The organism is Streptomyces sp. NPDC031340, from assembly GCF_055569945.1.
This window is the reverse complement of record NZ_JBVIIE010000062.1, coordinates 1-26,046: the sequence shown is the minus strand read 5'-3', so window position 1 is coordinate 26,046 and position 26,046 is coordinate 1. Positions and strand designations below refer to the sequence as shown.

29 protein-coding genes are annotated in these 26,046 nt (G+C 72.7%); 13 read left to right on the top strand and 16 right to left on the bottom strand.

The features are described from left to right. Positions 1–15: 15 nt before the first annotated feature. The 3 genes from ACZ5GT_RS34050 to ACZ5GT_RS34040 are packed head-to-tail and all read left to right on the top strand — an operon-like array spanning position 16 to position 2,590. Entirely contained in the window at positions 16–357 is a 342-nt protein-coding gene (locus tag ACZ5GT_RS34050) for a PadR family transcriptional regulator (RefSeq protein ID WP_469034132.1), read from the top strand. Then, positions 354–1,628: a tetratricopeptide repeat protein gene (locus tag ACZ5GT_RS34045; protein WP_469034129.1), complete on the top strand. Its 1,275-nt coding sequence runs from the start codon at positions 354–356 to the stop codon at positions 1,626–1,628. The genes ACZ5GT_RS34050 and ACZ5GT_RS34045 overlap by 4 nt, the downstream gene beginning before the upstream one ends. Beyond that, on the top strand, positions 1,625–2,590 hold the full coding sequence (locus tag ACZ5GT_RS34040; protein WP_469034126.1) for a sugar phosphate isomerase/epimerase family protein: 966 nt from the start codon (positions 1,625–1,627) through the stop codon (positions 2,588–2,590). The genes ACZ5GT_RS34045 and ACZ5GT_RS34040 overlap by 4 nt, the downstream gene beginning before the upstream one ends. 19 nt (positions 2,591–2,609) lie before the next feature. Here the strand turns inward: ACZ5GT_RS34040 and ACZ5GT_RS34035 are convergent, their stop codons facing one another. Next, complete coding sequence (locus ACZ5GT_RS34035) at positions 2,610–3,083, bottom strand: carboxymuconolactone decarboxylase family protein (protein ID WP_469034124.1); 474 nt, start codon at positions 3,081–3,083, stop codon at positions 2,610–2,612. Positions 3,084–3,241: 158 nt separating this feature from the next. Here ACZ5GT_RS34035 and ACZ5GT_RS34030 point away from each other — a divergent pair, with 158 nt between their 5' ends. From ACZ5GT_RS34030 to ACZ5GT_RS34015, 4 genes are all read left to right on the top strand, one after another. Beyond that, on the top strand, positions 3,242–3,580 hold the full coding sequence (locus ACZ5GT_RS34030) for an ArsR/SmtB family transcription factor (protein ID WP_324785993.1): 339 nt from the start codon (positions 3,242–3,244) through the stop codon (positions 3,578–3,580). Continuing rightward, positions 3,577–4,074: an ATP-binding protein gene (locus ACZ5GT_RS34025; RefSeq protein WP_469034121.1), complete on the top strand. Its 498-nt coding sequence runs from the start codon at positions 3,577–3,579 to the stop codon at positions 4,072–4,074. The genes ACZ5GT_RS34030 and ACZ5GT_RS34025 overlap by 4 nt, the downstream gene beginning before the upstream one ends. Before the next feature lie 118 nt (positions 4,075–4,192). Then, positions 4,193–4,690, top strand: a complete 498-nt coding sequence (locus ACZ5GT_RS34020; RefSeq protein WP_469034119.1) for a hypothetical protein — start codon at positions 4,193–4,195, stop codon at positions 4,688–4,690. Continuing rightward, on the top strand, positions 4,687–5,124 hold the full coding sequence (locus ACZ5GT_RS34015) for a pyridoxamine 5'-phosphate oxidase family protein (RefSeq protein ID WP_469034116.1): 438 nt from the start codon (positions 4,687–4,689) through the stop codon (positions 5,122–5,124). The genes ACZ5GT_RS34020 and ACZ5GT_RS34015 overlap by 4 nt, the downstream gene beginning before the upstream one ends. Positions 5,125–5,335: 211 nt before the next feature. On the opposite strand, the gene ACZ5GT_RS34010 is transcribed toward ACZ5GT_RS34015, so the two are convergent. Genes ACZ5GT_RS34010 through ACZ5GT_RS33995 form a run of 4 tightly spaced genes read right to left on the bottom strand, consistent with a single transcriptional unit; the run spans position 5,336 to position 8,301 of the window. After that, a complete protein-coding gene (locus ACZ5GT_RS34010) occupies positions 5,336–5,749 on the bottom strand; it encodes an STAS domain-containing protein (RefSeq protein WP_469034114.1) in 414 nt (137 codons plus the stop codon). Positions 5,750–5,801: 52 nt separating this feature from the next. After that, complete coding sequence (locus tag ACZ5GT_RS34005) at positions 5,802–6,236, bottom strand: ATP-binding protein (RefSeq protein ID WP_469034112.1); 435 nt, start codon at positions 6,234–6,236, stop codon at positions 5,802–5,804. Continuing rightward, complete coding sequence (locus ACZ5GT_RS34000) at positions 6,233–7,963, bottom strand: SulP family inorganic anion transporter (RefSeq protein WP_469034108.1); 1,731 nt, start codon at positions 7,961–7,963, stop codon at positions 6,233–6,235. The genes ACZ5GT_RS34005 and ACZ5GT_RS34000 overlap by 4 nt, the downstream gene beginning before the upstream one ends. Next, entirely contained in the window at positions 7,960–8,301 is a 342-nt protein-coding gene (locus ACZ5GT_RS33995; protein WP_469034106.1) for an ArsR/SmtB family transcription factor, read from the bottom strand. The genes ACZ5GT_RS34000 and ACZ5GT_RS33995 overlap by 4 nt, the downstream gene beginning before the upstream one ends. A gap of 243 nt (positions 8,302–8,544) precedes the next feature. Here ACZ5GT_RS33995 and ACZ5GT_RS33990 point away from each other — a divergent pair, with 243 nt between their 5' ends. Continuing rightward, positions 8,545–9,036, top strand: a complete 492-nt coding sequence (locus ACZ5GT_RS33990) for an inorganic diphosphatase (protein ID WP_469034104.1) — start codon at positions 8,545–8,547, stop codon at positions 9,034–9,036. A 271-nt stretch (positions 9,037–9,307) separates the two neighbouring features. Here ACZ5GT_RS33990 and ACZ5GT_RS33985 read toward each other — a convergent pair whose 3' ends face one another. From ACZ5GT_RS33985 to ACZ5GT_RS33960, 6 genes are all read right to left on the bottom strand, one after another. Beyond that, positions 9,308–9,511, bottom strand: coding sequence for a cold-shock protein (locus ACZ5GT_RS33985; protein WP_042152846.1), 204 nt, complete (start codon positions 9,509–9,511; stop codon positions 9,308–9,310). 224 nt (positions 9,512–9,735) lie between these two features. After that, positions 9,736–10,617, bottom strand: a complete 882-nt coding sequence (locus tag ACZ5GT_RS33980) for a lysophospholipid acyltransferase family protein (protein WP_469034100.1) — start codon at positions 10,615–10,617, stop codon at positions 9,736–9,738. Beyond that, positions 10,617–11,384, bottom strand: a complete 768-nt coding sequence (locus tag ACZ5GT_RS33975; RefSeq protein ID WP_469034097.1) for a GNAT family N-acetyltransferase — start codon at positions 11,382–11,384, stop codon at positions 10,617–10,619. Before ACZ5GT_RS33975 ends, ACZ5GT_RS33980 begins: the two co-directional genes overlap by 1 nt. 252 nt (positions 11,385–11,636) lie before the next feature. Continuing rightward, positions 11,637–12,386: a succinate dehydrogenase/fumarate reductase iron-sulfur subunit gene (locus ACZ5GT_RS33970; protein ID WP_469034094.1), complete on the bottom strand. Its 750-nt coding sequence runs from the start codon at positions 12,384–12,386 to the stop codon at positions 11,637–11,639. Beyond that, complete coding sequence (locus ACZ5GT_RS33965) at positions 12,383–14,329, bottom strand: fumarate reductase/succinate dehydrogenase flavoprotein subunit (protein WP_469034092.1); 1,947 nt, start codon at positions 14,327–14,329, stop codon at positions 12,383–12,385. Before ACZ5GT_RS33965 ends, ACZ5GT_RS33970 begins: the two co-directional genes overlap by 4 nt. Before the next feature lies 1 nt (position 14,330). Beyond that, positions 14,331–15,002, bottom strand: a complete 672-nt coding sequence (locus ACZ5GT_RS33960) for a succinate dehydrogenase (RefSeq protein WP_469034090.1) — start codon at positions 15,000–15,002, stop codon at positions 14,331–14,333. 120 nt (positions 15,003–15,122) lie between these two features. Here ACZ5GT_RS33960 and ACZ5GT_RS33955 point away from each other — a divergent pair, with 120 nt between their 5' ends. Further along, on the top strand, positions 15,123–16,010 hold the full coding sequence (locus ACZ5GT_RS33955; RefSeq protein WP_469034088.1) for a LysR family transcriptional regulator: 888 nt from the start codon (positions 15,123–15,125) through the stop codon (positions 16,008–16,010). A 477-nt stretch (positions 16,011–16,487) separates the two neighbouring features. Here ACZ5GT_RS33955 and ACZ5GT_RS33950 read toward each other — a convergent pair whose 3' ends face one another. From ACZ5GT_RS33950 to ACZ5GT_RS33940, 3 genes are all read right to left on the bottom strand, one after another. Further along, positions 16,488–18,632: a putative bifunctional diguanylate cyclase/phosphodiesterase gene (locus tag ACZ5GT_RS33950; protein ID WP_469034086.1), complete on the bottom strand. Its 2,145-nt coding sequence runs from the start codon at positions 18,630–18,632 to the stop codon at positions 16,488–16,490. Beyond that, positions 18,629–19,441, bottom strand: coding sequence for an SAM-dependent methyltransferase (locus tag ACZ5GT_RS33945; RefSeq protein ID WP_469034084.1), 813 nt, complete (start codon positions 19,439–19,441; stop codon positions 18,629–18,631). Before ACZ5GT_RS33945 ends, ACZ5GT_RS33950 begins: the two co-directional genes overlap by 4 nt. A gap of 313 nt (positions 19,442–19,754) precedes the next feature. Beyond that, positions 19,755–20,705: an SCO0930 family lipoprotein gene (locus ACZ5GT_RS33940; protein WP_469034082.1), complete on the bottom strand. Its 951-nt coding sequence runs from the start codon at positions 20,703–20,705 to the stop codon at positions 19,755–19,757. Positions 20,706–20,977: 272 nt separating this feature from the next. Between ACZ5GT_RS33940 and ACZ5GT_RS33935 the strand changes: the two genes are divergently transcribed. Continuing rightward, complete coding sequence (locus tag ACZ5GT_RS33935; protein WP_469034080.1) at positions 20,978–21,574, top strand: hypothetical protein; 597 nt, start codon at positions 20,978–20,980, stop codon at positions 21,572–21,574. Positions 21,575–21,591: 17 nt separating this feature from the next. After that, positions 21,592–22,356 (top strand): bestrophin-like domain, encoded by a 765-nt coding sequence (locus ACZ5GT_RS33930; RefSeq protein WP_469034078.1) that lies wholly within the window; start codon positions 21,592–21,594, stop codon positions 22,354–22,356. Between the two features lie 108 nt (positions 22,357–22,464). Here ACZ5GT_RS33930 and ACZ5GT_RS33925 read toward each other — a convergent pair whose 3' ends face one another. Next, positions 22,465–23,004, bottom strand: coding sequence for a hypothetical protein (locus ACZ5GT_RS33925; RefSeq protein ID WP_469034077.1), 540 nt, complete (start codon positions 23,002–23,004; stop codon positions 22,465–22,467). Positions 23,005–23,337: 333 nt separating this feature from the next. Between ACZ5GT_RS33925 and ACZ5GT_RS33920 the strand changes: the two genes are divergently transcribed. Beyond that, positions 23,338–24,003, top strand: a complete 666-nt coding sequence (locus ACZ5GT_RS33920) for a class F sortase (RefSeq protein ID WP_469034075.1) — start codon at positions 23,338–23,340, stop codon at positions 24,001–24,003. Positions 24,004–24,035: 32 nt separating this feature from the next. Here ACZ5GT_RS33920 and ACZ5GT_RS33915 read toward each other — a convergent pair whose 3' ends face one another. Further along, positions 24,036–24,893, bottom strand: a complete 858-nt coding sequence (locus ACZ5GT_RS33915; protein ID WP_469034072.1) for a polysaccharide deacetylase family protein — start codon at positions 24,891–24,893, stop codon at positions 24,036–24,038. 499 nt (positions 24,894–25,392) lie between these two features. Here ACZ5GT_RS33915 and ACZ5GT_RS33910 point away from each other — a divergent pair, with 499 nt between their 5' ends. After that, on the top strand, positions 25,393–25,854 hold the full coding sequence (locus ACZ5GT_RS33910; protein ID WP_469034070.1) for a universal stress protein: 462 nt from the start codon (positions 25,393–25,395) through the stop codon (positions 25,852–25,854). Positions 25,855–26,046 lie beyond the last annotated feature (192 nt).

The following is a 26,046-nucleotide window of genomic DNA, read 5'->3' as shown; positions in this document are numbered from 1 at the left end:
CTTACCGTGCCTTCTGTGCCCTCTGTGCGAATGACCGTCGCCGTGGCGACCGTGTTGCGGGTCTTCCTCGAAGACGTCGGCCGGCCTCGTTACGGCTACGACCTCATGCGGGTGACCGGCTTCCCCAGCGGCAAGCTGTACCCGATCGTGGCCCGGCTGCAGGCGGCCGGCTGGCTGGTCAAGGAGCAGGAGGACATCGATCCCTCCGTGGCCGGCCGCCCTGCGCGCCGTATGTACCGGCTCAGCCCCGAAGGGATCGAGTCGGCCCGACTGGAGCTCGCCGCGCTCAGCGAGCGACTGCGTCCGCCCGTGGACGCGGGCGTCGGGATCCTGCGCCCGCAGGGAGATCCCTCGTGAGCGCGGCCTCCGTCACGGCCGGTTTCGTGGTGGCCCTGGCGGGAGCGCTCGCCTGCCTCGTCGTGTGCGACCTGCTCAGCCAGGAGATCCGCGCCCGTCTCTTCCGGTTGCCGTTCCTGGTCCTGCGGCTGGCCGCCCGCAGGCTGCCACCCGACCAGCGCACCGACATCTACGAGGAGACGTGGCTGCCGGACCTCCACTTCATCCTGCACGACGAGGAGGCCGGGCCGCTCACCAGGCTGGCCAGGGCCACCGGCCACGCCCTGTCCCTGTGGCTCCGGCGCGGCGGTGCGCGGATGGCCGAGGCGCTCGCCGCGGTCACGCCCGTCCGTCTGGACGGCTTCGAGGACGTCCGGGCGCTGCCCCCGGGCCGCCGCCGGGAGTTCGCGGCGCTGACCGCCCGGTTGCGCGAACAGCTCGAGCGCCCGGCGGACCGGGACACCGCGGCGGGCCTGCTCGCGGCCGCGGTGACCGCGTGCGAGGCGTTCATCGACGACCGGGACGAGCACACGGCGAAGGAACTCGCCGTCGCCGCACGCCCGTTGACGCAGAGCCTGGATCCCGGGCATCCGGCCGTGCTCGGCATCCGCCGCGCCCACGCCCACGCGCTGCTCCAACTGGGCCGCTTCCGGCGGGCGGAGGCGCTGCTGCGCGAGCTCGGCGCGGACGAGGTCCGGGTCTTCGGCCCGGGCGCGCCGGAGACGTTCCGCACGCGCCGCCTGCTCGGCTGGGCCCTGGTGGGCGAGCGCCGCTTCGCCGAGGCGGAGGCGGAGTTGCGGTCGCTGGCGGATCGAGTGCCCGCCGACGAGATGGCGTTGAAGCTGCACATCGCGTGCATGCTGTCCTGGGCGATGGCCTGCCAGGGCCGGCACGACGAGGCGGAGGACGCCTACGACTCGGTGATCGCCTTCAGGTCGCGCGAGCTGGGCCCCGGCCACCCCGACACCCTCGACGCCCGGCACTCCCAGGGGAAGATGCTGGTGCGGTCCGGGGACGCGGCGGGGGCGCTGGCGGTTCTCCGGCCGTTGCTCGCCGACCGCGCACGGGTCCTGGGGCGCCGCCACCCGGACACGCTGGAGACCCGCAAGTACCTCGCCGTCGCCCACGCCCTGGCGCGGCCCGGCCGCGGCGGCCTCACGCGCCGCCGGGCGGTCCGCGAACTGCGGCGGGTGGCGCGGGCGCAGACCCGGCGGCACGGCCCCGACCACCTCAACACCCGGGACACCCGGCAGTGGCTGACCGTGCTCACCGGATCGGCGGCGGGCCGATGAGACTCGGGCTCCTCACCGCGTGCCTGCCCGAACTCTCCCTCGACGAGGTCGCGGCCTTCGCCTCCCGCACCGGCTACCAGGACCTGGAGCTGGCGGCCTGGCCGTCCGGCGGCACGCACCCGCACCACGCCGCCCACCTCGACGTCGCCGGCTTCTCCCGCGACGACGCGGCGCGCGTCCGCGAACTGCTGGACCGGCACGGACTCACCGTCTCCGCGGTCACCTACTGCGACAACAACCTGCACCCCGACCCCGGCGAACGCGACCGCGTCCACCGTCACCTGCGGGCCTGTGTCGACGCCGCGCAGGCCCTGGACGTCCCCCACGTCAACACCTTCGTCGGCCGCGACGTCACCCGGCCCGTCGCCGCCGGCATCGAGCTGGCCGAACGGATCCTGCCGCCGCTGCTGGACTACGCGGCCGAACGCGGCGTCCGGCTGCTCGCCGAGAACTGCCCCATGGAGGGCTGGCACCCGGACGGATACCCCGGCAACCTGGCCTACTCCCCGGAACTGTGGGACTGGATGGCCGGCCTCGGCGGCGAGGGCCGCGGCTTCCTCCTCACCTACGACCCCTCCCACCTGGTGTGGCTGGGCATCGACCCGGTCGCCGCCCTGGACCACGCCCTGGAGCGGGGCATCGTCGCGCATGTCCAGGCGAAGGACGTCGAGATCGACGAGAGCGCCCGCACCCGCTACGGCGTGTTCGGCAAGACGGTGGGACGCGGCTCGCCGACGGACGTGGGCTGGTGGCGCTACCGCGTCCCGGGGCGGGGCTCGCTCGACTTCAACCGCCTCGTCGACAGGCTCCACCGGGCCGGCTACGACGGCGCCGTCGCGGTCGAGCACGAGGATCCCGTGTGGGGCGGCACGCTCGAGCGGACGAAGACCGGGCTGCGGATCGCCGCCGACCACCTGCGGCCCTTCGTCGCCCCGGAACGGCCGTGGCCGCCGGACCGCTGAGGGGACAGGCCGGCAGATGTCAGCCGAACTGGCCCACCGTGTAGTCGCCGGCGGGCTGCCGGACGATGACGTTGAGGCGGTTGTAGGCGTTGATGACGGCGATGAGGGACACCAGGGCGGCGAGCTGATCCTCGTCGTAGTGCTTGGCGGCGTTCGCCCACGCCTCGTCCGTGACACCGCCCGCCGCGTCCGCGATGCGGGTGCCCTGCTCCGCCAGCTCGAGCGCGGCGCGCTCGGCGTCGGTGAACACCGTGGCCTCCCGCCAGGCCGCCACCAGGTTCAGGCGCGTCTGGCTCTCCCCGGCGTGCGCGGCCTCCTTGCCGTGCATGTCGGTGCAGAACCCGCAGCCGTTGATCTGGCTGGCGCGCAGCTTCACCAGTTCCTGCGTCGCGAGCGGCAACGGCGAGTTCGTGACCGTGCCGCCCGCCGCGTTGAGGTGCTTGAAGAACCGGCCTGCGACGGCGTTGGCGAAGAGGTTCAGACGAGCTTCCATGGTCGACTCCCGTGTATTCGTGGGCACTTCCACTTCTCTGACGGAACGGCCGGGCGCGGTGTGACGCGGGCCGGTGTGACCTGCGTCTCCACCCCGTGCGAAGCGGCCTTAGAATTGAAGAGTTCTTCAATTCACTAGGTGACAGGAGAGTGACCGGGATGCCGGTTCCGCTGTACGAGGCGAAGGCCGAGTTCTTCCGGATGCTCGGGCACCCCGTCCGCATACGCGTGCTGGAGCTGCTGCAGGACGGGCCGAAACCGGTGCGCGAGCTGCTCGCCGCGATCGAGGTCGAGCCGTCGAACCTGTCCCAGCAACTCGCCGTGCTGCGCCGCGCGGGCATCGTCACCGCCACCCGCACCGGCTCCACGGTGGTGTACGAGCTGGCCGGCGGCGACGTGGCCGAACTGCTCGCCGCCGCCCGGCGGATCCTGGCCACCTTGCTGACCGGGAGGCAGGACCTGCTGGACGAACTGCGCGCGACGGGACCGGCGCGTTGACCGTCGGCGGCCGGTTCCGGCTGCCGTGGCGGCGGGGCGGACAGCGGGCGGTCGTCGAACCCGCGCCACGGGCGGTACGCCGGCACGTCGCCTCCCTCACGCCGGGCCCCGAGACGGTGCGGCGCGCCCGGGAGGCGCTGACCGGGCACCTGCCCGCGGTCGGCGTCGCACCCAGGTCGGCGTTCGCGGACGCGGTGCTGCTGGTGACCAGCGAACTGGTCACGAACGCGCTGCGGCACGCCCCGCGCACCCCGGTGATCGACGTGGGGCTCACGGTCGCGGCCGGGCAGCTGGTCGTCGGCGTGGCCGACGCCGATCCCCGGCTGCCCGACCTCAGCGCGGAGGGCATGGGCGCCGGGCTGCGGCTGGTGACCGAGGTGACCGCCGACCACGGCGGCAGCGTCGGCGCGGAGCCCGCCGTCGACCACGACGGGAAGATCGTCGTGGTCCGGTTCGGCCTGCCTGTGGAGGCGGGCACAAACCCCCGGGGGTAGGGCCGACCGGCCCTGGTGCCGGTCGCGCGCGGTCTGGCACGCTGTGCGGCGGCCGAGGGGAGACTCTCCCCGATCGGACACTTGCGCCACCCGCACAAGCCCGGAAGGACTGCCCGAAGTGATCGCTGTGGTGGGACACTCCGACCTCACCGCGCCCACGCTGGCGATGCTGGAGGAAGAGCTGCGCAAGCGGCTGGCAGGTTTCGCGAGGGCGGGCCGGGCCGGGCTGGTGCGCGCCGGTCAGGGGTTGCCGGTCGCCTTCGGCAGGGCCGCCCGCGCCGCGGGACTGGCCCTGGTGACCGTCCTGCCGTCCAGGAACGGCGTGCCCGAGGTGCTGCGGCCGGGCGATCGCAGGGCGGCCGGCGAGTTGCTGCTGCTCTCGGAGCAGGTACGGCTGCTGGAGTTCGACCCGTCCGACCGCGACGCGTGCGTGGGCGCGGACGAGAGCCTGCTGCGCTCCTGCGAGCGTCTGCTGGCGGTGTGGGACGGCTCCCCTTCCAGCGGCCGTGACGCGACGGCCCATCTGGTGGCCTTCGCCCGCAGCAGCGGCATGGACGTCGAGATCCTGTGGCCCGAGGGAGCCGGTCGCATGATGCCGGGCGCGAGGGCCTCGTGATCCCGCAGCTCCCGGCGTCCGGTTCGTCCCGGCGCATGGTCGAGCTGAGCCACGAGGAGGCCCTACGGCTGCTGGGGACCGTCCAGTTGGGGCGGGTGGCGTTCAGTGAGCGGGCGCTGCCCGCGATCCGTCCGGTGAACCACCTCGTCGAGGGCGGCGACCTGATCGTGCGCACGCACGGCGGGGCGGCCCTGCTGGGGCGGGCGCTGCTGTCCGAGGTGGTGGCCTACGAGGCCGACGAGATCGACGCGGCGACGCGGACCGGGTGGAGCGTGGTGGTGACCGGGACGGCCACCCGGGTGGAGGACCCCGACGCGCTCGCCCGCTACCACCGGCTGCTCATGCCGTGGCTCGACGCGGAGCCGGGCCAGTTGATACGCATCCGGCCGGTGATCGTCACCGGATACCGGGTGGTGGGAGCAGGACGCGGCTGATCCGCCACCGGAGCGGGCAGTGGCGCCATCCGAGACGAACGGCCGGACACCGGCACCCGGCACCCGGCACCCGGCACCCGGCACCCGGCACCCGGCAAGCGAGCCGGTGACCACGGACGCGCGCCACGCGCACCGGACAGCACGCAGGCGGCCACGACTCGTTCTCGCGCGGCCCGGTGCGGTGCAGTGCGGTGCGGTGGTCCGGGGTCGGTCAGGCGTCCGCGTGGTCCCCGGCCGGCCAGCCGGTGGTGCACCACTCGTGGCGGCCCTCCACCTGTTCGCCGGGCTCCGCGCTGTGCGCGGCGCGAGCGGCGGCCAGGTCGGCGTGGACGGGGATCGGCGGGCAGTCGCCGGCCGGGACGAGGGAGCCGTCGGCCGGGATGGCGGCCAGCTCCAGTCGCCGACCCGCCCGGGCGAGCCGGACGGCGGCCTCGGTGATGGCCAGCTGCCCCTCGGGCGACCAACTGCGCAGTTCCGTCAGGTCGACGACGACCGGGCCGGTGCCCCGGGCCAGCGCCCAGCCGACCGCGCCGCTGAAGCGGCGGACGGCCTCCGGGCCCAGGTAGCCTGCGACGGACAGGATGCCGACGTTCTCCTCGACGGTGTAACGCCAGTCGATGGTCATGGTGATGAACTTCCTTGCGGGGGTTGCCGGTCGGGGTCTGCTGTCCGGTCGGTCAGAGAGGCAGGGTGATCCAGATGCTCTTGCCGCCGCCGTCCGCGTCGGCGCGGATCACGGCGGTACCGCCGAGGCCGAGCGTGAGTTCCATGACGGTGGCAAGCCCGCCCGAGCCGTCGCCGGTGGCCGGTCCGGGCAGCGTGGGCCGGTGGGGGTGCCGGTCGTGGACGGCCAAGGCCAGGCAGTCGGCGCCGGCCGCGTAGATCACCGTGACCTGCGGGGAGCGGTCGGCGGCGTGCCGGACGCTGTTGGTGACCAGCTCGCTGAGGATCAGCAGGGCGGGGTCCACGGTGGGATGGTGGGGGTTGATCCCCCACTCGGCCAGGGCCAGTTCGGCCGTCTCCCGGGCGAGCCGGACGGCGGAGGGTTCCGCGGGCACCGTGAGAACGTGCCGGAAGGGCAGGGCCGCCAGTTGTGCGGTCTGTGCGGTCATCGCACGGCTTCCTCGTGGGAGGCCCCGGCCCTCCGGGCGGGGCCGGCGGGCAGCACCCCGGAGAACTCCAGCAGGTGCCGGGCGCCCTGGATCGCCTCCGGGGTGGTGGCGTACTCGCGGCCGCCGGGGCACAGCAGGTCCAATGCGCCGACGGAGTCCAGGACCTGGCGCTGCTCGGCACGTATGCCCGAGGCGATGACGAGGATGCCGCGCCGCTTCAGCTTCTGCACCGCGTCCTTCAGGACCAGCGCGCCGGTGGCGTCGATGGTGGACACCCGCGACATACGCAGGATGACGACGCGCACGTCCGCGACCTCGGTCAGCTCCAGCAGGAATCGGTGCGCGGCGGCGAAGAACAGGGGCCCGTCGATGCGGTACGCGACGATGTGCTCGGCGAGCAGGGCGTGCTCCTCGGCGCTGTGGTCGCCGCGGTCGAGGGGCACCTGGTCGAGCCGGGCCTGCGCGGCCACCGCGCGCAGGGCGAGGGCGCCGGCCACGACCAGGCCGATGATCACCGCGTACACGAGGTCGAGGGCCAGGGTGGCGACGGCGGTCAGGACGAGGATCACCGCGTCGGACCGGGTGGCCCGGGCCATCGCTCGCAGGGAGCCGACCTCGACCATGCGGATCGCGGTGGCCAGCAGCACGCCGGCCAGCGCGGCCAGCGGGATCTTCGAGACCAGGGGCGCCGCCGCGAAGACGATCACGGCGAGGATCGCGGCGTGGATGAGTGCCGCCAGCCGGGAGCCCGCGCCGGTGCGGACGTTGACGGCCGTACGGGCGATGGCGCCGGTCGCGGGCACGCCGCCGAACAGCGGGGCGACGATGTTGGCCAGCCCCTGGCCGAAGAGTTCGCGGTCGGGATCGTGCTGCTGACCCACCGTCATGCCGTCGGCGACCGACGCCGACAGCAGCGACTCCAGCGCGGCCAGCGCCGCGACCGCGACGGCGGGGGCGAGCAGGGTGCCGAGCGAGCCGAGTTCCAGGAAGGACAGCGACGGAGCGGGCAGCCCGGCGGGCAGATCGCCGATCGGCTTCGCCGCGTCCAGGTGGGCCAGCTGCGCCACGACGGTCGCCGCGATCACGGCAAGGATGGAGAACGGCACGGTCGGCCGCAGGCGGGCGCCGACCAGCATGATCGCGGCCACCGCGACGGCGAAGCCGGCCGCCGTCCAGTTCGGGGAACCGGCGAACGCCTCGACCGCCCGCCAGGTCACCACCAGCACCCGGTCGCCTTCCGGCTTCGGCACGCCGAGCGCGTTGGGGACCTGCTGCAGGCCGATCACGCAGGCGATGCCGAGGGTGAAGCCTTCGACGACAGGGGCGGGCACGTACCGCATGTACTTTCCGGCCCGCAGCAGCGCCAGGCCGACGAGCATCAGTCCCGCCATGAGGCCGACGGTGAGCACGCCGCCCGGACCGTACCGGGCGACGATCGGCACGAGGACCACGGTCATCGCCCCGGTCGGGCCGGACACCTGCAGGTTGGATCCGCCGAAGATCGCGGCGAGTGCGCCGGCCACCACCGCGGTGGCCAGTCCGGCCTCCGCGCCGAGCCCGGAGGAGACGCCGAAGCCCAGGGCGAGGGGCAGGGCGACGATGGCCACGGTCAGGCCCGCGAGGAGGTCCCGGCGCGGGTTGCGCCGCATCTGTGCCAGATCGTCACGGCCGGGCAGCAGTGCGGCGATCCGGGCCCACGTCCGGCCGGTTCGGGTGGGGGTCGTCATCGCGCCGTGACCTCGGCTTCCCGCAGCTCGGCCAGCAGTTCGTTCTGCCCGGACAGCATCTCGGTGAGGATGCGGCGGGCGGCCTTCAGCAGGTCGGCGACGTCGCCGCCGGCCAGTTCGTAGACGACCGTCGAGCCCTCCCGCGTGGAGGTGACGATGCCCGAGCGGCGCAGCACCGCGAGCTGCTGGGAGAGGCCGGAGGCCTCGACCTCGATGGCGGCGAGCAGGTCCCGTACCGGTTTCGGCCCGCTCTGCAGCAACTCCAGCACTCGGATACGGACCGGATGTCCGAGCATCCGGAAGAACTCGGCCTTGGCCTGGTACAGCGGAACGGACACGAACCCTCGGCTTTTCTGCGAAGCCCCGTCTCGGGGCCGGTGCGTAAGGCCGCACCCGCGGCTACCTGCGAGCACAGCGAATACAGCATCTAACGAATTGCGAAATTTTGCAACTCTGCATCCCGTTCGTTGGGCTTCCCGGAGGACCCCCGGCGTGCCGGGGCATGGTTCCTGGGAACAGACCTATGTGACCGCGCTCACCCGCCGGCCGGACGAGAACACCTACGACACCAGGAGGCCTTCGTGCAGTTCGACGTGATCGTGGAGATTCCCCAGGGTTCCCGCAACAAGTACGAGATGGACCACCGGCTCGGCCGCATCCGCCTGGACCGCATGCTGTTCACCTCGACCCAGTACCCGGCCGACTACGGCTACATCGACGGCACGCTGGGCCGTGACGGCGACCCGCTCGACGCGCTGGTCCTGACCGCCGACCCCACCTTCCCCGGCTGCGCCGTCGAGTGCCGGGCCGTCGGCATGTTCTGCATGAAGGACGAGCACGGGCCCGACGAGAAAGTGCTGTGCGTCCCGGCCCACGACCCGCGCTACGCCGATGTGCAGGACATCGGCGACATCGCCGAGTTCGACCGGCTGGAGATCACCCACTTCTTCGAGGTCTACAAGGACCTCGAACCGGGCAAGTCCGTCGAGGGATCGCACTGGGAGGGCCGGGACGCGGCGTACGCGGAGATCGAGGCGTCCCGGGAACGCGCGGCCGGCGGCGGCTCGGCGTGACGCGGGAGCCCGGCACCACGGTCCGGCGGCGGACATCGCTCCGCCGGGAACTCTCGCGCGGGCTGAACCACCGCGCGTCCCACTGACCGGGCGCGACCGGAAGCGGCAAAAAACGGCTGCGGAAAATCGCGCCTTCGCGCCGGAAAATTCCACTCGATCGGACGGCGGAAAAATCGTCCGGAAACAGCCCAGGGGCCCGCACCGAGGTGCGGGCCCCTGGCTCGCGACCGCGCGCCGACAACTCAGGCGCGCGTCACGACCGTCGCTGGTGTCAGGCGGGAAGGATGTTCTCCGCCTGCGGGCCCTTCTGGCCCTGCGTGACGTCGAAGGTCACCTTCTGGCCTTCCTGCAGCTCACGGAAGCCCTGGGTGGCGATGTTCGAGTAGTGGGCGAAGACGTCAGCGCCGCCGCCGTCCTGCTCGATGAAGCCGAAGCCCTTTTCCGAGTTGAACCACTTCACGGTACCGGTGGCCATGTCAAATTCTCCTAAGGCAAGTGCTAGGGTGCCCGCACCTCGCGGGCCTCCTCATCGCTGTGATGATCACCTGCCCGAAAAATGGCAAGAATGGCAACCACGACTGCAACTGACGCTGAGCCTAGCACGGAACGATTCGGCGCCACGGAAAAACATCGGCCGGAAAAACCGGCCACGATGCCGGACCCCCTTTTCCCCACCGGATTTTCTCCGCTCCCGCGCCGTCAGGATTTTTCCGCCGCGGTCCGTCCGTCCGGCGGTCCGACTGCCGCCGTAGGCCCGACGGCCGTCCTCGGCCCGACGGCCGTCCTCGGCCCGGCATGGGCCGGGTCCGGAGCGGCCGGCGCGTCCGGCTGGGCGGCACGCGCCATGCTGCGCCGGTCGGGGTGGCTGCCCGGGAGGATGACGGCGCCTGTCTCGACCTCCGCCACCAGCCCGCGCGTCGACACCACCCGCCACACCGAGGCCGCCAGCGCGTCGTCGCCGACGAAGGCGGGCGCCGTGCTGGCCGTTCCGGCGGCGTTCCGGTAGCGCAGGCGCACCGGCTGCACCGGGACCCGGGCGTCGAGCGCGGCTTGGAAGGCGGCGCGGCGGAAGGGGCCCTGGGCGCGGCCGCACCAGGTGCTGCCCTCGGGGAAGACCGCGACCGCCCGGCCGGCGCGCAGGGCGTCCGCGATGCGGGCGACCGTGCCGGGCAGCGAGCGCAGCCGGTCGCGTTCGATGAAGAGGGCGCCCCGGGCGGCCAGCCGGCCCAGCACTGGCCACCGCCGGATCTCCGCCTTGGCCAGCATCCGGGCCGGGCGGACGGCGGCCAGCAGCGGGACGTCCAGCCACGAGATGTGGTTGGCGACCAGCAGCAGTCCGCCGGTGGGCGGGGCGGCGCCGGTGACCCGGACCCGCACTCCGGCGGCCCGCACGATGCACCGGCACCACCACCGCACCAGCCCGGCCGGCAGGTGCCCGCCGAGCGGTGACAGCGCGATGCCGGCGAGGACCAGGGCGAGCACCGCGGCCAGCCGCAGCACGGCCAGCCCCGTGGCCGTCGGCCGCGCCGGCTCCAGGCACGCCCCGGGGGTGCAGGGAGCGCTGGGGAGCCAGCCGCTCATCAGGCCGGGACGAGGGAGAGGAAGTGCCGCAGGTAGCGCTGGTTGACCCGGCGCATCGGCAGCAGCACGTACAGGTCGGCGACCCCGAAGTCCGGGTCGTGCGCGGGCTGCCCGCACACCCAGGCGCCGAGGCGGAGGTAGCCGCGCAGCAGCGCCGGCAGCTCGGCCGGGGCGGCGGACGTCGCCGCGTCCGGGATCCACGGCAGCAGCGGCCGTACCCGGTATTCCTCGGGGGCCAGGTGCTTGGTCCGCACCCGGTCCCAGGTCGCGGAGGCGAGCGCGCCGCCGTCGGCGAGCGGGACGGAGCAGCAGCCGGCCAGCCAGTCGTGGCCGCGGTCGACCATGTAGCGGGCGATGCCGGCCCAGATGAGCCCGATGACGGCGCCGTCCCGGTGGCCGGGGTGCACGCAGGAGCGGCCCACCTCGACCAGGCCGGGCCGGATGGCGTCGAGCGGGCCGAGGTCGAACTCGCCCTCGGCGTAGAGGCGTCCGGCGACCGCGGCGCGTTCCGGGGGCAGCAGCCGGTAGGTGCCGACGACCTGCCCGGTCGTCTCCTCGCGCACCAGCAGGTGGTCGCAGTACGCGTCGAAGGGGTCGATGTCGAGGCCGGGCTCCGGGCCGGTCAGCAGGGCGCCCAGCTCCCCGGCGAACACCTCGTGCCGCAGCCGCTGCGCGGCGCGCACGTCGGACTCGTCGCGGGCGAGGGTGACGGTGTAGCGGGCGGGGGCCGCGGGCTGCGGGGGAAGGTCGAGTGCGGTGGCGGTCATGGCTGTCTCCTGGTCGCGGGCCGGGTCGGCGAGGCGGGGAGCAGAACCGGGGCGTGCGATCTGCCGCCCCTGTTCTTCCGAGGCCGGCTGACCTTCGCGTGACCGGCGCCAGGAGTGCCGGTGTGAGGTTGTTGAACGGCTCGCGCGGCGCCCCCGGCGACCGCCGGACATGCGAGACGGGGCCGGGGAGCACCACTCCCGGCCCCGCCCGTCCGCGCCCTCGGCGAACGTTCACTGTGCCAAGCGCAGGCGCTACCGCTTGGCGACCTTCCGGGTGGCGCGCAGCCACTCCTTGTTCATGCTGGTGATGGACATCAGCGGGATGCCCTTGGGGCAGGCGGTGGCGCACTCGCCGGTCAGCGTGCAGCCGCCGAAGCCCTCCTCGTCCATCTGCGCGACCATGTCCAGCACCCGGGTCTCCCGCTCGGGCGCGCCCTGCGGCAGCACGTTCAGATGGTTGATCTTGGCGGAGGTGAACAGCATCGCCGCGCCGTTCGGGCACGCGGCGACGCACGCCCCGCACCCGATGCACTCGGCGTGTTCGAAGGCGAAGTCGGCGTCCGGCTTCGGCACCGGCGTCGAGTGCGCCTCCGGGGCGGAGCCGGTGGGCGCGGTGATGTAGCCGCCGGCCTGGATGATCCGGTCGAACGCCGAGCGGTCCACCACCAGGTCCTTGATCACCGGGAACGCGGACGCGCGCCAGGGCTCGATGTCGATGGTGTCGCCGTCCTTGAAGGACCGCATGTGCAGCTGGCAGGTGGTGGTGCGCTCCGGCCCGTGCGCGTCGCCGTTGATGACGAGCGAGCACGCGCCGCAGATGCCCTCGCGACAGTCGTGGTCGAAGGCGACCGGGTCCTCGCCCTTGAGGATGAGCTCCTCGTTGAGCGTGTCGAGCATCTCCAGGAAGGACATGTCGGAGGAGATGCCGTCCACCTCGTACGTGGACATGGTGCCTTCCGCGTCGGCGTTCTTCTGCCGCCAGACGCGCAGGGTGAGCTTCATGCGTAGCTCCGCTGAGTGGGGTGGACGTACTCGAAGACCAGGTCTTCCTTGTGCAGGACGGGAGCGTCGCCGGTGCCGGTGAACTCCCAGGCGGCCGCGTAGGCGAACTCGTCGTCCCGGCGGGCGGCTTCGCCGTCGGGGGTCTGGGACTCCTCGCGGAAGTGGCCGCCGCAGGACTCGGCGCGGTGCAGCGCGTCCAGGCACATCAGCTCGGCGAGCTCGAGGTAGTCGACGATGCGGTTGGCCTTCTCCAGCGACTGGTTGAACTCCTCGCCGGTGCCCGGCACCTTGATCCGCCGCCAGAACTCCTCGCGGATCTGCGGGATGCGCTCCAGGGCCTTGCGCAGCCCCGCCTCGGTACGCGCCATGCCGCAGAACTCCCACATGAGCTCGCCGACCTCGCGGTGGAAGGAGTCGGGGGTGCGGTCGCCGTCGACCGAGAGCAGCCGCGTCAGCCGGTCCTCGGTCTCGGCCAGCACCTCCCGTACGACCGGGTGTCCGTCGCCCACCTCGCCCTGGTGCGGGTTGCGGGCGAGGTAGTCGTTGATGGTCGCCGGCAGCACGAAGTAGCCGTCGGCCAGGCCCTGCATCAGGGCGGAGGCGCCCAGCCGGTTGGCGCCGTGGTCGGAGAAGTTGGCCTCGCCGATCGCGAACAGGCCGGGGACGGTGGTCTGCAGGTCGTAGTCGACCCACAGGCCGCCCATCGTGTAGTGCACGGCCGGGTAGATCCGCATCGGCACCCGGTACGGATCCTCGTCGGTGATCCGCTGGTACATGTCGAAGAGGTTGCCGTACTTCGCCTCGACGGCCTTCCGGCCCATGCGCGCGATGGCGTCGGCGAAGTCGAGGTAGACGCCCTGTCCGCCGGGGCCGACGCCCCTGCCCTCGTCGCAGACGTTCTTCGCGGCGCGGGAGGCGATGTCGCGCGGGACCAGGTTGCCGAAGGACGGGTAGATGCGCTCCAGGTAGTAGTCGCGCTCGTCCTCGGGGATCTGGTTCGGGGGCCGGGTGTCGCCCTTGGCCTTCGGCACCCAGATCCGGCCGTCGTTGCGCAGCGACTCGCTCATCAGCGTCAGCTTGGACTGGTGTTCGCCGGTGCGCGGGATGCAGGTCGGGTGGATCTGCGTGAAGCACGGGTTGGCGAAGTACGCGCCGCGCCGGTGCGCCCGCCAGATGGCGGTGGCGTTGGAGTTCATGGCGTTCGTCGACAGGTAGAAGACGTTGCCGTAGCCCCCGGACGCCAGGACCACGGCGTCGGCGAAGTAGGTGGAGATCTTGCCGGTGATCAGGTCCCGGGCGACGATGCCGCGGGCCCGGCCGTCGACGACGATCAGGTCGAGCATCTCGGTGCGCGGGTGCATCTCGACGTTGCCGGCCGCGATCTGCCGGCTGAGCGCCTGGTAGGCGCCGAGCAGGAGCTGCTGGCCCGTCTGACCGCGGGCGTAGAAGGTGCGGGAGACCTGGACGCCGCCGAAGGAGCGGGTGTCGAGCAGGCCGCCGTACTCGCGGGCGAACGGCACGCCCTGCGCCACGCACTGGTCGATGATCTCGACGGAGATCTGGGCCAGGCGGTGGACGTTGGACTCGCGCGCCCGGAAGTCGCCGCCCTTGACGGTGTCGTAGAAGAGGCGGTGGACGGAGTCGCCGTCGTTGCGGTAGTTCTTCGCCGCGTTGATGCCGCCCTGCGCGGCGATGGAGTGGGCGCGGCGCGGGGAGTCCTGGTAGCAGAACTGGACCACGTGGTAGCCCTGTTCGGCGAGCGTGGCGCCCGCGGAACCGCCGGCCAGACCGGTGCCGACGACGATGACGGTGTGCTTGCGCCGGTTGGCGGGGTTGACCAGCTTGGCCTCGAAACGGCGCTTGTCCCAGCGCTCGTTGACCGGGCCGGACGGGGCCTTGGTGTCGGCGACCGGCTCACCGGTCGTGTAGGCGGTGTAGGTCATGTCAGCTCACCACTCCGGTCATGACGCCCACGGGGACGGCGATGAAGCCGGCCGTGAGCAGCAGCGCGAGGACGTTCGCGACGGTCTTCAGGGCGCGGTCGCGGGCGCGGCTGCCGAGGCCAAGGGTCTGGGCGGCGCTCCAGAGGCCGTGCCGGATGTGCAGGCCGAGCGCCAGCACCGCGAGGATGTAGACGGCGTTGCCGTACCAGGTGGAGAAGGTGTCCACGACGTTCTGGTACGGGTGGCCCTCCTGGAAGGCGCCCGGGTGGGCGGTGCCGGTGGTCAGGTCGAGGATGTGCCAGACGATGAACAGGCCGAGGATGATCCCGCCCCAGCGCATCGTCCGCGTCGCGTAGCTCGCCCGCGGCCTGGAGTGCACGTACTTGCTGGGACGCGCCTTGATGTCGCGGCGGCTGAGCTGGTACGCGGAGACGGCGTGCGCGACGACCGCGACCACCAGGACCACGCGGATCAGCCACAGCGTCCACTCATAGTGCATGAACGGTTCGCCCACGGTGCGCAGCCAGTGCGCGTAGTGGTTGAACTCCTGCGGGCCGAAGAAGATCTTCAGGTTGCCGATCACGTGGGCGACCAGGTACAGCAGCATGATCACGCCGCTGACGGCCATCACCGTCTTCTTGCCGACGGAGGAGTCCCACACGGTGCGCGCCATAGACGGCCGTCGGTCCGTCCGCGTTGCCAGAGCCATGTGTCCTGACGTTAGGACCGAAAGGCCCCATCGGTCCAAGACATGGTCCGCCTTGTTTCCATAGGCCGGCACTATCGTGGGTGTATGCAGTTCCAGCAACTCCAGTACTTCGTGGCCGTCGCCGAGACCCGGCACTTCACCCGGGCCGCCGAACTCGTGCACGTGGCCCAGCCGTCGCTGTCGCAGCAGATCAAGGCGCTGGAGCGGGAGCTGGGGGCCGACCTGTTCCTGCGGGCGCGCGGCAACATCAGCCTCACCGACGCCGGCGAGGCCCTGCTGCCGCTGGCCCGGCGGATCCTCGCCGACGCGGAGACGGCCCGGTACGAGGTGCAGGAGCTGGTGCAGCTGCGCGGCGGGCGGGTCCGGCTGGGCGCGACGCCGAGCCTGTGCACGGGCCTGCTGCCGGACGTGCTGCGCGCCTTCCACGACCGCTACCCCGGCATCCGGCTGATGGTCGAGGAGGGCGGCTCCCACGACCTGGTACGGGAGCTCGCCCGCGGCGCCCTCGACCTCGCCCTGGTGGTGCTGCCGCTGCCGACGCCGTCGCCCGCGCTGACGACGGTGGAGCTGCTGCGCGAGGATCTGGTGGTGGTCTCCTCGCCGGAGGCGCCGGCGCCCGGCGGACCGGGCCGGCGGACCGTGCGCGTCGCCGACCTGGAGGGCGAGCGTCTGGTGATGTTCCGGCACGGCTACGACCTGCGCGAACTGACCGTGGCCGCGTGCCGCGCCGAGGGGTTCGAGCCGGACTTCGCGGTGGAGGGCGGCGAGATGGACGCGGTGCTGGGCTTCGTCCGGGCGGGCCTGGGCGTGGCCGTCGTCCCCCGCATGGTCGCGACCCGGTCGGGCCGCGGCCTGCGGGTCACCCCGCTGGCCCGCCCCGGCCTGCACCGCATCATCGCCCTGGCCCACCGCAGCGACGTGGCTCCGCCACGAGCGGCCCGCGAGCTGCAGCGGATGCTGCTGGAACGCTGACCCGACGCCACCGCGCCCTGCCCGCGCGGCCCGGGCGGGTCGCGCGGGCACGGCGGGTCGCGCGGGCAGGGCGGACCGGACTCCGCGGACCACCGACCGTCCGGGACGGCCGGGCGGTGATCCGACGCCGGCCCGACCGGGCCGACCGTCCCCACTCGGCCCGGGCTCCGCGGGCCGGGCTGCGCGGCCCGGGCACCGCGGCCCGAGCACCGCGGCCCGTCGGCCGTCCAGCACCGTGCGCGGCCGGCCGCACGGAACACCGTGCACGCCACCAGTCGCGCGAACAGGCCCGCGCCCGTCGGCTACGCGGGACGCCCCCGACACGAACTGAGGTCGGGCAGGCGGTCTCAACGCGGGAGCGGACCGCCGGGTCCGGGGGGTCGGTTCGCCCGCGATCGCCGCGCCCACGTCGTCGGCCGGTTCACGCGTCACCCGCACATGACGGCGTGCGGGTCGGGGCGTCAGCCCGTCGGGGCGTCAGCCCGTCGCGTCGACCAGCGCCAGCTCGTGCAGGCGGTCCGGCGGGCCCGGGCGGGCGTAGTACCAGCCCTGGGCCGTGTCGCAGCCCAGCAGCCGCAGCTGCTCGGCCTGGGCTCCGGTCTCCACGCCCTCCACGGTCACCGCGAGGTCCAGGCTGTGGGCGAGCGAGACGATCCCCTCGACGATCTTCAGGTCGACGGGGTCGGCGGGGAACTGCTGCATGCTCTGGGTGAAGGAGCGGTCCAGCTTGAGGACGCTCACCGGCAGCCGGCGCAGGTTGGCCAGGTTGGAGTAGCCGGTGCCGAAGTCGTCCAGGGCGATGTCGACGCCCATCTCCGCCAGCCGGCGCAACGGTTTGAGCAGGTCGTCGTCGGCGCCGATGAGCGCGGACTCGGTGACCTCCAGGCACAGCGCGTGCGGTTCGACGCCGGCCCGCTCGAGGATGTCCACGGTGTCCTGGACCAGGCCGGGATGCGTGAGCTGGCACGGCGAGAGGTTGACGTTGATGCGCAACGGCCCCGCGTCCGCCCCCGCCCCGTGCCGTTCGCGCCAGGCGCGGGCCTGCCGGATGGACTGCTCCAGCACCCAGCGGCCGAGCGGCACGATCAGGCCCGTGTGTTCGGCGAGCGGGATGAAACGGTCCGGGCCGAGGACGCCGTGCTGCGGATGCAGCCACCGCACCAGCGCCTCGGCGCCGCGCACGCTGCCGTCGCCGAGGTGGACCAGCGGCTGGTACTCGATGAAGAACTCGCCCCGGTCCAGCGCCGTCGGCAGCGCGGTGGTCAGCCCGTGCCGGGTGATGACGCGGGCGTCGGCCTCGGGGTCGGCGAGCTCGAAGCGGTTGCCGCCCGCCGACTTGGCCCGGTACATGGTGATGTCGGCGCTGCGCAGCACCTCCGCCGGGCTGCGCTCCGCCGCCGGGCCCTCGACGATGCCGATGCTGCCGCGCACGGTCAGCTCCCGGCCGTCGACGCTGATCGGGGCGATGAGGGCGTTCATGATGCGGGTGGCGAGCTCGTCGACCCCGCGCTCGGTGTCGGGGCCGGTGGTGAGCGCGACGAACTCGTCGCCGCCCAGCCGGGCGACCATCTCGCCGGGCGCGGTCGCGCACGCCTGCAGCCGGTCGGCGACCTCGACCAGCAGCCGGTCGCCGGCCGCGTGACCGAGGCTGTCGTTGACGGTCTTGAAGCCGTCCAGATCGAGGTAGCACAGGCCGAAACGGTGGCCCTCCCCGGCGCCGAGCGCCTTCTCCAGACGTTCGAAGAAGAAGGTGCGGTTGGGCAGGCCGGTGAGCGCGTCGTGCGTGGCCTCGTAGCGCAGGCGCAGGTTGAGCAGCCGCCGCTCGGTGGTGTCCTCCATGAGGGCCAGCTGGTACTGCGGGTTGCCGTCGGGGTCGCGCAGCAGGGAGACCGTCAGGTTCGTCCACAGAACCGTTCCGTCAGACCGGTTGAACGCCTTCTCCAGGTGGTAGTGCTCGCGCTCGCCGCGCACGAGTTCCTCGTAGAGCCGCCAGGTCTGCGGCGCGTCCTCGGGGTGCGTCCACTCCGTGACGTTACGGCCCCGGAAGGCCTGCGGGGACTGGCCGAACATGCGCAGCAGCGCCCCGTTGACCTGGAGGATGTTGCCCTCGAGGTCGGCTATGCCGATGCCTATCGCCGCGCCTTCGAAGACCGCCCGGAACCGGGCCTCGCTGGCGTGCAGCGCCTGCGCCACCACCCCCTGCGCCGTCAGGGCTGCCGCCGATATGGCCTCCTGCTCGGCCAGCGTCCGCTCCCGCAGCGCCTGCGCGAACCCGGCGGCCATGGCGTGCTGCAGCCGCGCCGAACGGGCCCGCAGCTCCTCCTGGTCGCCGTCCTCGCCGCAGTACAGCACCAGGTAGGCGTCGACGCAGTCCAGGGTGCGGCTGAGGGCCTCCGGGTCGGTGCAGTGCGCGGTGACCAGGGCGGCGCCGGCGGCCCTGCCCTGGTCCGCGTCGAAGGCCCGGGTGTGCAGTGCCTGACTCAACCGCCGCGCCAGCGGCAGGAGCTGTTCCTCGAATTCGGGCCGGGTCAGCGACGTGGAGGTCACCGGGAACACGGCCCGGCTCCAGATCGTCGCGAACCGGCGCAGTCTGCCCTCCGGGCCGTCCGGTTCCTCGATCACGCCGTACGCCCCACGCCCGCGAAACCGGAGAAGGCGAAGGGATCCTCGTCCTCCGGCGCCGTCTCCGGCCGCCAGAGCGGCATCGGCACCAGTCCCGGTTCCACCATGTCGTACCCCTCGAAGAACCGCGCGATCTCGTCGCGCGAGCGCATGATCAGCGGGTTGCGGATGTCCTTGTAGACGTCCACGGTGCCCGCGGCCCGCTCCTGAGGGAGCGGTATTCCCTCGTACGAGGCATGGGTGAGGATCAGCAGACTGCCCGGCGCGAGCGCGTCGCGCAGCTGGGCCACCGCCTCGTACGGGTCGTCCTGGTCTTCCACGAAGTGCAGTATGGCAACCAGAAGCAGCGCCACCGGGCGGTTCAGGTCGATCAGCCGCCGGACTTCGGAACTTTCCAGGATCTCCTCGGGCTTGCGCAGGTCGGCGGCGACGACGCCGCAGTCGTCGTTGCCCTGCAGCACCGCCTGGCTGTGGGCGACGGCGACCGGGTCGTGGTCGACGTAGACGACGTGGGTGCCGGGTGCGGCCGCCTGGGCCACCTCGTGGACGTTGCCGAACGTCGGTATGCCGGAGCCGATGTCGAGGAACTGGGTGATGCCCTCGGCGGCCGCGAAGCGCACCGCGCGGCGCATGAACGCCCGGTTGGCCTGCATGATCTTGGGGAGTCCCGGCAGGAACTCCATGGCCTTGCGGGCCGCTTCCCGGTCGACCTCGAAGTTGTGCGAACCGCCCAGGTAGTAGTCGTAGATTCGCGAAACGCTCGGCACCGAGATGTCGATGCTCCGTGGGGCCCAGGCGGGACGCTCCATCTATCTCTCCAGGCGTAGGCGATCCGGTGTTCGAAGTGAGGCTACTGATCGCCTGCCAACAGGGCGAGAGGAAACGGAAATTGACCATCCGTTCCCGGTCACTGCCTGCGGCATGTGCCGATTTGACATACCACACACTCGCTGCGAAAGGTATCGGAGCCTTCCGCAAGATTCCGGTCCAGGACGATACGAACGAAGCGATACCACCATGTCCGGGCATGACGCACAACGGTCCGCCCCCTCCGTGCGGTGCGGAGGGGGCGGACGGTGGGTCGAGCGCGCTGCCGGGCGATCAGCCGTGGGGAGGCGACCGCTACTGCTTCGGCGCGCCGACCGGCTTTCCGTCGGGCGCGACGGCGTACCAGGTGCCGCCGATGCCCTGACCGTTGGTGTCCCCGGGGTTCTTGTCACCGGAGAAGGTGTAGACGGGCCAGCAGTTGATGGTCTGCTGCTTGACGCCGTCGGGCCGGGTGAAGCTCATCAGGCCCTTCTTCTGCACGCCCTTGGTGTCGTTCGCGGCCACCGGGCCGACCGCCGGCCACTTCTCCAGGCAGGAGCCGGTGCAGGCGGACACGGGCTTGGGCCAGGCCTCGTCCTTCATGAAGCGGTAGACCGTGTGGCCGTTCTTGTCGACGACGATCTCACCGAGCTTGGGATCGTTACGGGTGGACAGTCCGGGCAGGGAGGCCAGCGTGGCCTTCTTGCCGTCCGGGGCCAGCGCGTACCACTTGCCGCCGACGCCCTGTCCCGTGATGTCCCCGGCCTTGGTGTCCTTCGCGTAGCGGTACGCGGGCCAGCCGCCGATGGTCAGCTGCTTGCTGCCGTCGGCCCGGGTGACCTCACCGAGCAGGGACTTGTCGACACCGGCGCCCGCGGTGGCGTCGTCCGCGGGCACGGGCGGCCAGGTCGTGGCACAGGCTCCGTCGCAGTTGGACTTGGGCGGCTCGGCGGTGTCCGCGTCGAAGCGGTAGAGAGTCAGGCCGGCGCCGTCGGTCAGCACCTTGCCGAGTTCCGGGTTCTGGGCGACGGACAGCTTGCCCGCGGCGGAGGTCTGGGTCGCGGCGCCCTGGCCGTCCGCGCCGTATCCGTTGCTGGGGCTCGCGCTCGCGGCGGCGCCCACACTTCCGTAGTCCCCCGCCGCCGCCGTGGCGCCCACGTTCTGCGTGCCCGCCGACGTGGCGTTTTCCTGACCGCACGCCGTCGTCAGCGCCAGCACGGCCGCAGCGCTTGCCACGAGTGAGGCGCTCCGCCAGGAGGTCTTCATCGTCAACTCCCCAAAATCACAACGGGTGTCGCAGCGCCCTGCTGCGCCGCCGCACGACACTGGGTACGCACGGAGCACGCGGATGTGTTCAACCGCGGCACGAATTTCTTTCCGGGATCTGTGAACCGGTGCGACATCCCGCGCAAGTGTCCACCACGCCGACATGTGGCACCGGTCGCGGCCAAACCGGCACAGCCCACGCATCCTCCCTTCGGGCCAACCCTCCCGGCGCGGCGGCATGTGACGCCCCGCGGCGGCTCATGCTCTCCGTCGTGCATCGACCCGAACCGTCCCGATCCGGCCTCGTCGTACGGATGTTGGCGTCGGCGGCGCTGACCTGGCTGCTGCTGGCCGCCCCGGCCGGTGTCGCGGCCGCCGACGCCTGCGCCTACGCGTCGACCGGGCCGGGCGGCACCACGGCGGTGGCGGTCGCCGGGAACCATGCCTGGCCGACATCCCCGGCCACCTGGCCGACACCCCCGGCCTGCCCGGACCCCCCGCAGACCACCCCGACGCCGACACCCACGCCCACGCCCACGCCGACGCCGACGCCGACGCCGACCAGGATTCCGGCCCCGCCGCCGAAGCCCCCGTCGGCCCGGCCGACGCAGCCGCGGCCCCAGCCACCGCCCGCCCCTCCCGCTCCCCCGCCACCCGCACCCCCGCCGCACCCGTCGGCGCCCGCTCCCAGACCCGTCCCGCGGCACTCGGCCACACCGGCCCCGCGGCCGTCCGCGACTCCGGTGAGCTACCCCCGCTTCCAGGCGCCGCCCCGGCTGCCTCCCCGCCACCGCCGGTCGCCCGTCACCTTCGTCCTGCTCATCACCGCGCCCGCGGTGATCGCCGTCGCCGCGCTGCGGCCGCGCTGACCCTCAGGAGGCACGTCTTGCCGGATTGGCTCGTTCTCACCCTCACGCTGCCGGCCGCCTGCGTCGCGGTGGTCGCTGTCACCTTCCTGCGCCACCGCACCGCCGCCGCCGACGAGGACCCCAGCGAGACCCCGGACGTCATCGAGTACATGACGATGTGGATCGGCGTGGTGTACGCCATCGTGCTGGGCCTGGCCATCGCCGGGGTGTGGGAGGCGCGCAGCGCGGCCCAGGACCACGTCCGCAGCGAGGCCGTCGCCCTGCACGAGATCTCCGAGCGGGTACGGGTCTACCCGGCCGGCGTCCGCGACCGCGTCCGCGGCGATGTCGACGCCTACGTCGGACACGTCGTCGGCACCGAGTGGAAGGCGATGGCGGAACACCACCGGGTCACCGAGCGCGGCGCCGAACTGCTCGGCCGCGTCCGCCGGGACGTCACCGACTACCAGCCGAGGACGGACTTCGAGGCACAGGCCTACCAGCCCCTGGTCGACCAGGTCGCCGCGGCGGACCAGGCGCGCAGCGCCCGCGCCGACTCGCAGGGGGCGACGATGCCGGGGGTGGTGTGGTTCGGGCTCATCGGCGGCGCCGTGGTCACCGTGGGGATGGTGTTCGCGCTGCAGATCCGGAGCACCGCCCGGGAACTGGCGCTGGCTGCCCTGTTCTCCGCCCTGATCGCCTTCCTGCTGTTCCTCATCTGGGACTTCGACGCGCCCTACAGCCGGGGCCTGCCCGCCTCGGCCTCCCCGTTCCTGCACCTCTTCCCCCACGTCACGGGCTGACCGGCCCACCCCGCGCGGGCACCCGGCCGGACGCACCCGGCCGGACGCACCGGACCCCCGGCCCCGCGAAGGGGAACGGGGGTCCGGGGGTCCGGTGTGCCCGGGGATTCAGACCTGCCTCTCCGAGCGGCGGCGCATCCAGAACAGCCCGCCGACGACGACGGCGGCCGCCACCAGCCCACCGCCGATCGCGATGTCGGTCGGCGTCGCCCCGCTGGAGCTGCTGCCGCCGAGGCCGCCGCGGACACCGCCGATGACGGTGAAGGCGGCCGGGTTGGTCAGGATCTTGCCGTTGCAGTTGACGGTGATGCTGTGCGATCCGGTCCTCGCGTTGAGGCTGATCGTCGCCGTGCCCTTCGCGGTCGTGCCGTCACGGCGCATGGTCGAGCCGTCACTGTGAATCGAGCCGTCATCGCGAATGGGTGTCAGGGTGGCCGGCTGCTGGAAGGCGTCCGAGGTGGCGGTACCCCCGGTGGGGCAGCCGTCGACGGTGATGGTGAGCTGCCCGCCGCGGGCGATGACGCTCGGCAGGGCGACGATGTTGCGCGGGTTGACGTTCATGCCGTCCCGCGCGACCGCCGCCGGTGCGGCGAGCCCGAGGGCGGCGACCGCGGCGGCAGAGGCAGCCAGGGCACGAGTAGTACGCATGTGATCCTCCGCGGAAGACGCCCCGGGGCCCGTCCCCGGTGGATCGGCGAGAAAGCGCCTCCCGCAATCGACCCTCAGTTGCCGCGTGCCCGCCCGCATTTCGGCGATGGTCCGTCCTGGTGAGACAACACGCCGGGCGATGACCGCGCAACCGGATATCAGCCCAGGTCACGGACCGTCAGAAAATTTCTTTACTCGGCAACTCGGATGGCTCACCAAGGAAGTACGGGGCCACCCGTTCGCTTCTTCCCCGTCGCCGGTTCCGCGCGCGGGACATAGCTTTCTCGTATGCGCGAATGACGCGGCGACGGCCGCGTCGAGAGGGGAAGTCGAATGTCTGCGTTCGAGCTGGCCGAGGACGAGGAGGAGCTGCGGCCGAAGAGGCGTGCTCCTTGGGGCGTGATAGCGCTGGTTCTGCTGACCGGCCTCGCGCTCATTCGGAATGGTTCGGGAGAATTCGACATGGGCCCGCCGCAGCCCGCCTCGGCGGCCGCCGCGGACGGTCGCGTCCCTTCCGCCGCCCCCGCCACGCTCCAGGCGTTGCCCTACTCCGCCCCCGACCGGGTGCGGATCCCGGCCATCCAGGTCGACGCGCCCGTCATGCCGGTCGGGCTCGACGTGGACGGCTGGGTGGCGGCACCGCCGCCGGAGGACCCCAATCTGGCGGGCTGGTTCACCGGTGCCGTCACTCCCGGCGAAAAGGGCACCGCGGTCGTGGTCGGCCACGTCGACAACATGCAGGGCCCCGCCGTTTTCTACGGTCTCGGGGCCCTGAAGAAGGGAAATCACATCGAGGTCGCCCGCCAGGACGGAAAGACGGCCGTGTTCGAGATCTACGGCGTCGAGGTCTTCGCGAAGAGCAACTTCCCCGGCGACCGCGTCTACGCCTCCAAGGGCACCCCGGAACTGCGGGTCATCACCTGCGGGGGCGGTTTCACCAAACAGAACGGATACGACGGCAATGTCGTCGTCTTCGCCCGCCTGGCCGAGGTCCGCTGAGCGTTCCCCGGCCCGGGCGGGCGGATTCACCGTCACACGGGGTGCCTTCGCGGCACGGTGATGTGATAGCCGTTGTTCAGCAGGTACGGCAGATAGTCGCGCAGCGCGCGGACACTCTGCGAGCGGTCGCCCCCGGCGTCGTGGGAGAGCACCACGACGCCGGGGGCGGCGCCGTGCTCGACCCGGTCGACGATGGCGCCCGTGCCGGGGGTGGTCCAGTCGAGGGTGTCGATGCTCCAGGCGAGCGGCTCCATGCCCAGTTCGGCGCCGATCTGGAAGACCGTGCGGTTCCAGGCCCCGTAGGGCGCGCGGAACCAGGCGGGCCGTTCGCCGCAGGCCTCCTCGACGACGGCGCTGGTGCTTTCCATCTCCGAGCGGATCCGGGCGCCGCTCAGACTGGTCAGCAGGGCGTGCGACCAGGTGTGGTTGCCGATCACGTGACCGGCGTCCGCCATCCTGGCCAGCAGGTTCTTGTTGTAGGAGGCCATCTCCCCGCACACGAAGAACATCGCGTGCACGTCGTGCTCGGCCAGCACGTCCAGGACCCGCGGCGTGTACCGGGGGTCCGGTCCGTCGTCGAAGGTCAACACCATGGTGCGGCCGTTTCCGGGCAGCCGCAGGAACGGCTCGTGCCGCACCACGGTCGGGCCGGGGGCGGCGCGCGGCGGGCCGTATCCGGTCAGGGGTTGGAGGCGGTAGGCGGACGGCTTGAGCGCCTGGCGGGCCTGGCGGGCCCGGCGGGCCTGCGGGCCGGCGACCGGGGCGGTGGACCCGGCGGGCGCGTCGCCCCCGCCGAGCGTGAACACACCGACCGTGCCGGCCGCGCCCAGGGCTGCGGCGCCGCCCGCGAGCAACAGCCGCCGTCGGGTGAGCAATTGATCCTTCTTCATGACTCATCAGTCGACCGGCCGTAGCCGGGCGCACCGCACCTGCACCGATGCGGCGGTAGGAATGCACTCACCCGGCTCAAGTATTCGGGTCATACGACGAACGCCGTCTTCCGGTCGGGTGAGGGCGGGTTGGCCGCCGCCCGGGCGGCGGAGGCACGCGCGGGGACGGCGACCAGGGGACCGGGGACGGTCCGTTCACGCCGGCCGTAGAAGGCGGCGTCGCGCCCGGCCTCGTCCCCTCGGCGAGGCCGGGCGCCGACGGCGACGACGTGTCCGCGGGTGATCCCGGGCCGCGGCGCGGTCTACGGGTGCCCCTTTCACCGGAGTTTGCGCACGGGCGGCGACGACCGGCCCCGCCGACGGATCTCGACGACCCGGGCGTCCGGTCCGGCGGCCGGCCCTCGGCCCAACGGCGTCGGGGTGCGTGCCGCGTGCGCCCCGCCCGCCGGGAGGATCCCGCGTGGCGGCCGGACCTGCGGCTTCCGATAGCCTCGAAGCCGTGACGGAACAGCACTCGCACCAGTTCGAGCGGGGCACGGACGGGCCGAAGGTCATCGTGGTCGGCGTCGACGGCTCCGACTCCTCGCTCCGTGCCGCGGCGTACGCGGCCGGCCTGGCCAGGCGGCAGCACGCGCTGCTCGCCGTCGTGTACGTCCAGCCGGTCATGGCGGCGGGGGCGGCGATGGGGGCGCCGGTCGCCGACACGACCGACGAGATCGCGGAGGACCTGGTCAAGCAGATCCGGGAGGCCTCCCAGCGGGTCAGGGGGCTGTACGAGGTGCGCTGGGAGTTCCACACCTTCCGCGGCGACCCCTACACCGGCCTGGTGAAGGCGGCGGACGATCTGAAGGCGGACGCGGTGGTGGTGGGCGCCTCCGAGCAGGCCGGCCACCGGATCATCGGCTCGGTGGCGGTACGGCTGGTGAAGGCCGGGCGCTGGCCGGTCACCGTCGTACCGTGACCGGCACGTCCGTGACCGGCACGGCACGTCCGTGACCGGCACGGCGCCCGGGCCCGGGGGGGGGGGGGGGGGGGCCCGGGGGGGGGGGGGGGGGGGCGGGGGGGGGGATGTGGGGCGCGGGAGGGGAGGGGGAGGGAGGGGGGGATAGACCCAAAACAGGTGGTTCCCCCTCTTCAGAACAGCAAGGGCAAC

Excerpts from the sequence above, each read along its gene's own strand:
- ACZ5GT_RS33975 (WP_469034097.1), bottom strand. The coding sequence starts at position 11,384 with ATGACCGCCACCGCACTCGACCTTCCCCCGCAGCCCGCGGCCCCCGCC.
- ACZ5GT_RS33945 (WP_469034084.1), bottom strand. The coding sequence starts at position 19,441 with ATGGAGCGTCCCGCCTGGGCCCCACGGAGCATCGACATCTCGGTGCCG.
- ACZ5GT_RS33960 (WP_469034090.1), bottom strand. The coding sequence starts at position 15,002 with ATGGCGCGCACCGTGTGGGACTCCTCCGTCGGCAAGAAGACGGTGATG.
- ACZ5GT_RS34000 (WP_469034108.1), bottom strand. The coding sequence starts at position 7,963 with ATGACGACCCCCACCCGAACCGGCCGGACGTGGGCCCGGATCGCCGCA.
- ACZ5GT_RS34010 (WP_469034114.1), bottom strand. The coding sequence starts at position 5,749 with ATGACCATCGACTGGCGTTACACCGTCGAGGAGAACGTCGGCATCCTG.
- ACZ5GT_RS34035 (WP_469034124.1), bottom strand. The coding sequence starts at position 3,083 with ATGGAAGCTCGTCTGAACCTCTTCGCCAACGCCGTCGCAGGCCGGTTC.
- ACZ5GT_RS33955 (WP_469034088.1), top strand. The coding sequence starts at position 15,123 with ATGCAGTTCCAGCAACTCCAGTACTTCGTGGCCGTCGCCGAGACCCGG.
- ACZ5GT_RS33915 (WP_469034072.1), bottom strand. The coding sequence starts at position 24,893 with ATGAAGAAGGATCAATTGCTCACCCGACGGCGGCTGTTGCTCGCGGGC.
- ACZ5GT_RS34030 (WP_324785993.1), top strand. The coding sequence starts at position 3,242 with ATGCCGGTTCCGCTGTACGAGGCGAAGGCCGAGTTCTTCCGGATGCTC.
- ACZ5GT_RS33940 (WP_469034082.1), bottom strand. The coding sequence starts at position 20,705 with ATGAAGACCTCCTGGCGGAGCGCCTCACTCGTGGCAAGCGCTGCGGCC.
- ACZ5GT_RS33980 (WP_469034100.1), bottom strand. The coding sequence starts at position 10,617 with ATGAGCGGCTGGCTCCCCAGCGCTCCCTGCACCCCCGGGGCGTGCCTG.
- ACZ5GT_RS34040 (WP_469034126.1), top strand. The coding sequence starts at position 1,625 with ATGAGACTCGGGCTCCTCACCGCGTGCCTGCCCGAACTCTCCCTCGAC.
- ACZ5GT_RS33970 (WP_469034094.1), bottom strand. The coding sequence starts at position 12,386 with ATGAAGCTCACCCTGCGCGTCTGGCGGCAGAAGAACGCCGACGCGGAA.
- ACZ5GT_RS33925 (WP_469034077.1), bottom strand. The coding sequence starts at position 23,004 with ATGCGTACTACTCGTGCCCTGGCTGCCTCTGCCGCCGCGGTCGCCGCC.
- ACZ5GT_RS33985 (WP_042152846.1), bottom strand. The coding sequence starts at position 9,511 with ATGGCCACCGGTACCGTGAAGTGGTTCAACTCGGAAAAGGGCTTCGGC.
- ACZ5GT_RS33920 (WP_469034075.1), top strand. The coding sequence starts at position 23,338 with ATGTCTGCGTTCGAGCTGGCCGAGGACGAGGAGGAGCTGCGGCCGAAG.
- ACZ5GT_RS34005 (WP_469034112.1), bottom strand. The coding sequence starts at position 6,236 with ATGACCGCACAGACCGCACAACTGGCGGCCCTGCCCTTCCGGCACGTT.
- ACZ5GT_RS33965 (WP_469034092.1), bottom strand. The coding sequence starts at position 14,329 with ATGACCTACACCGCCTACACGACCGGTGAGCCGGTCGCCGACACCAAG.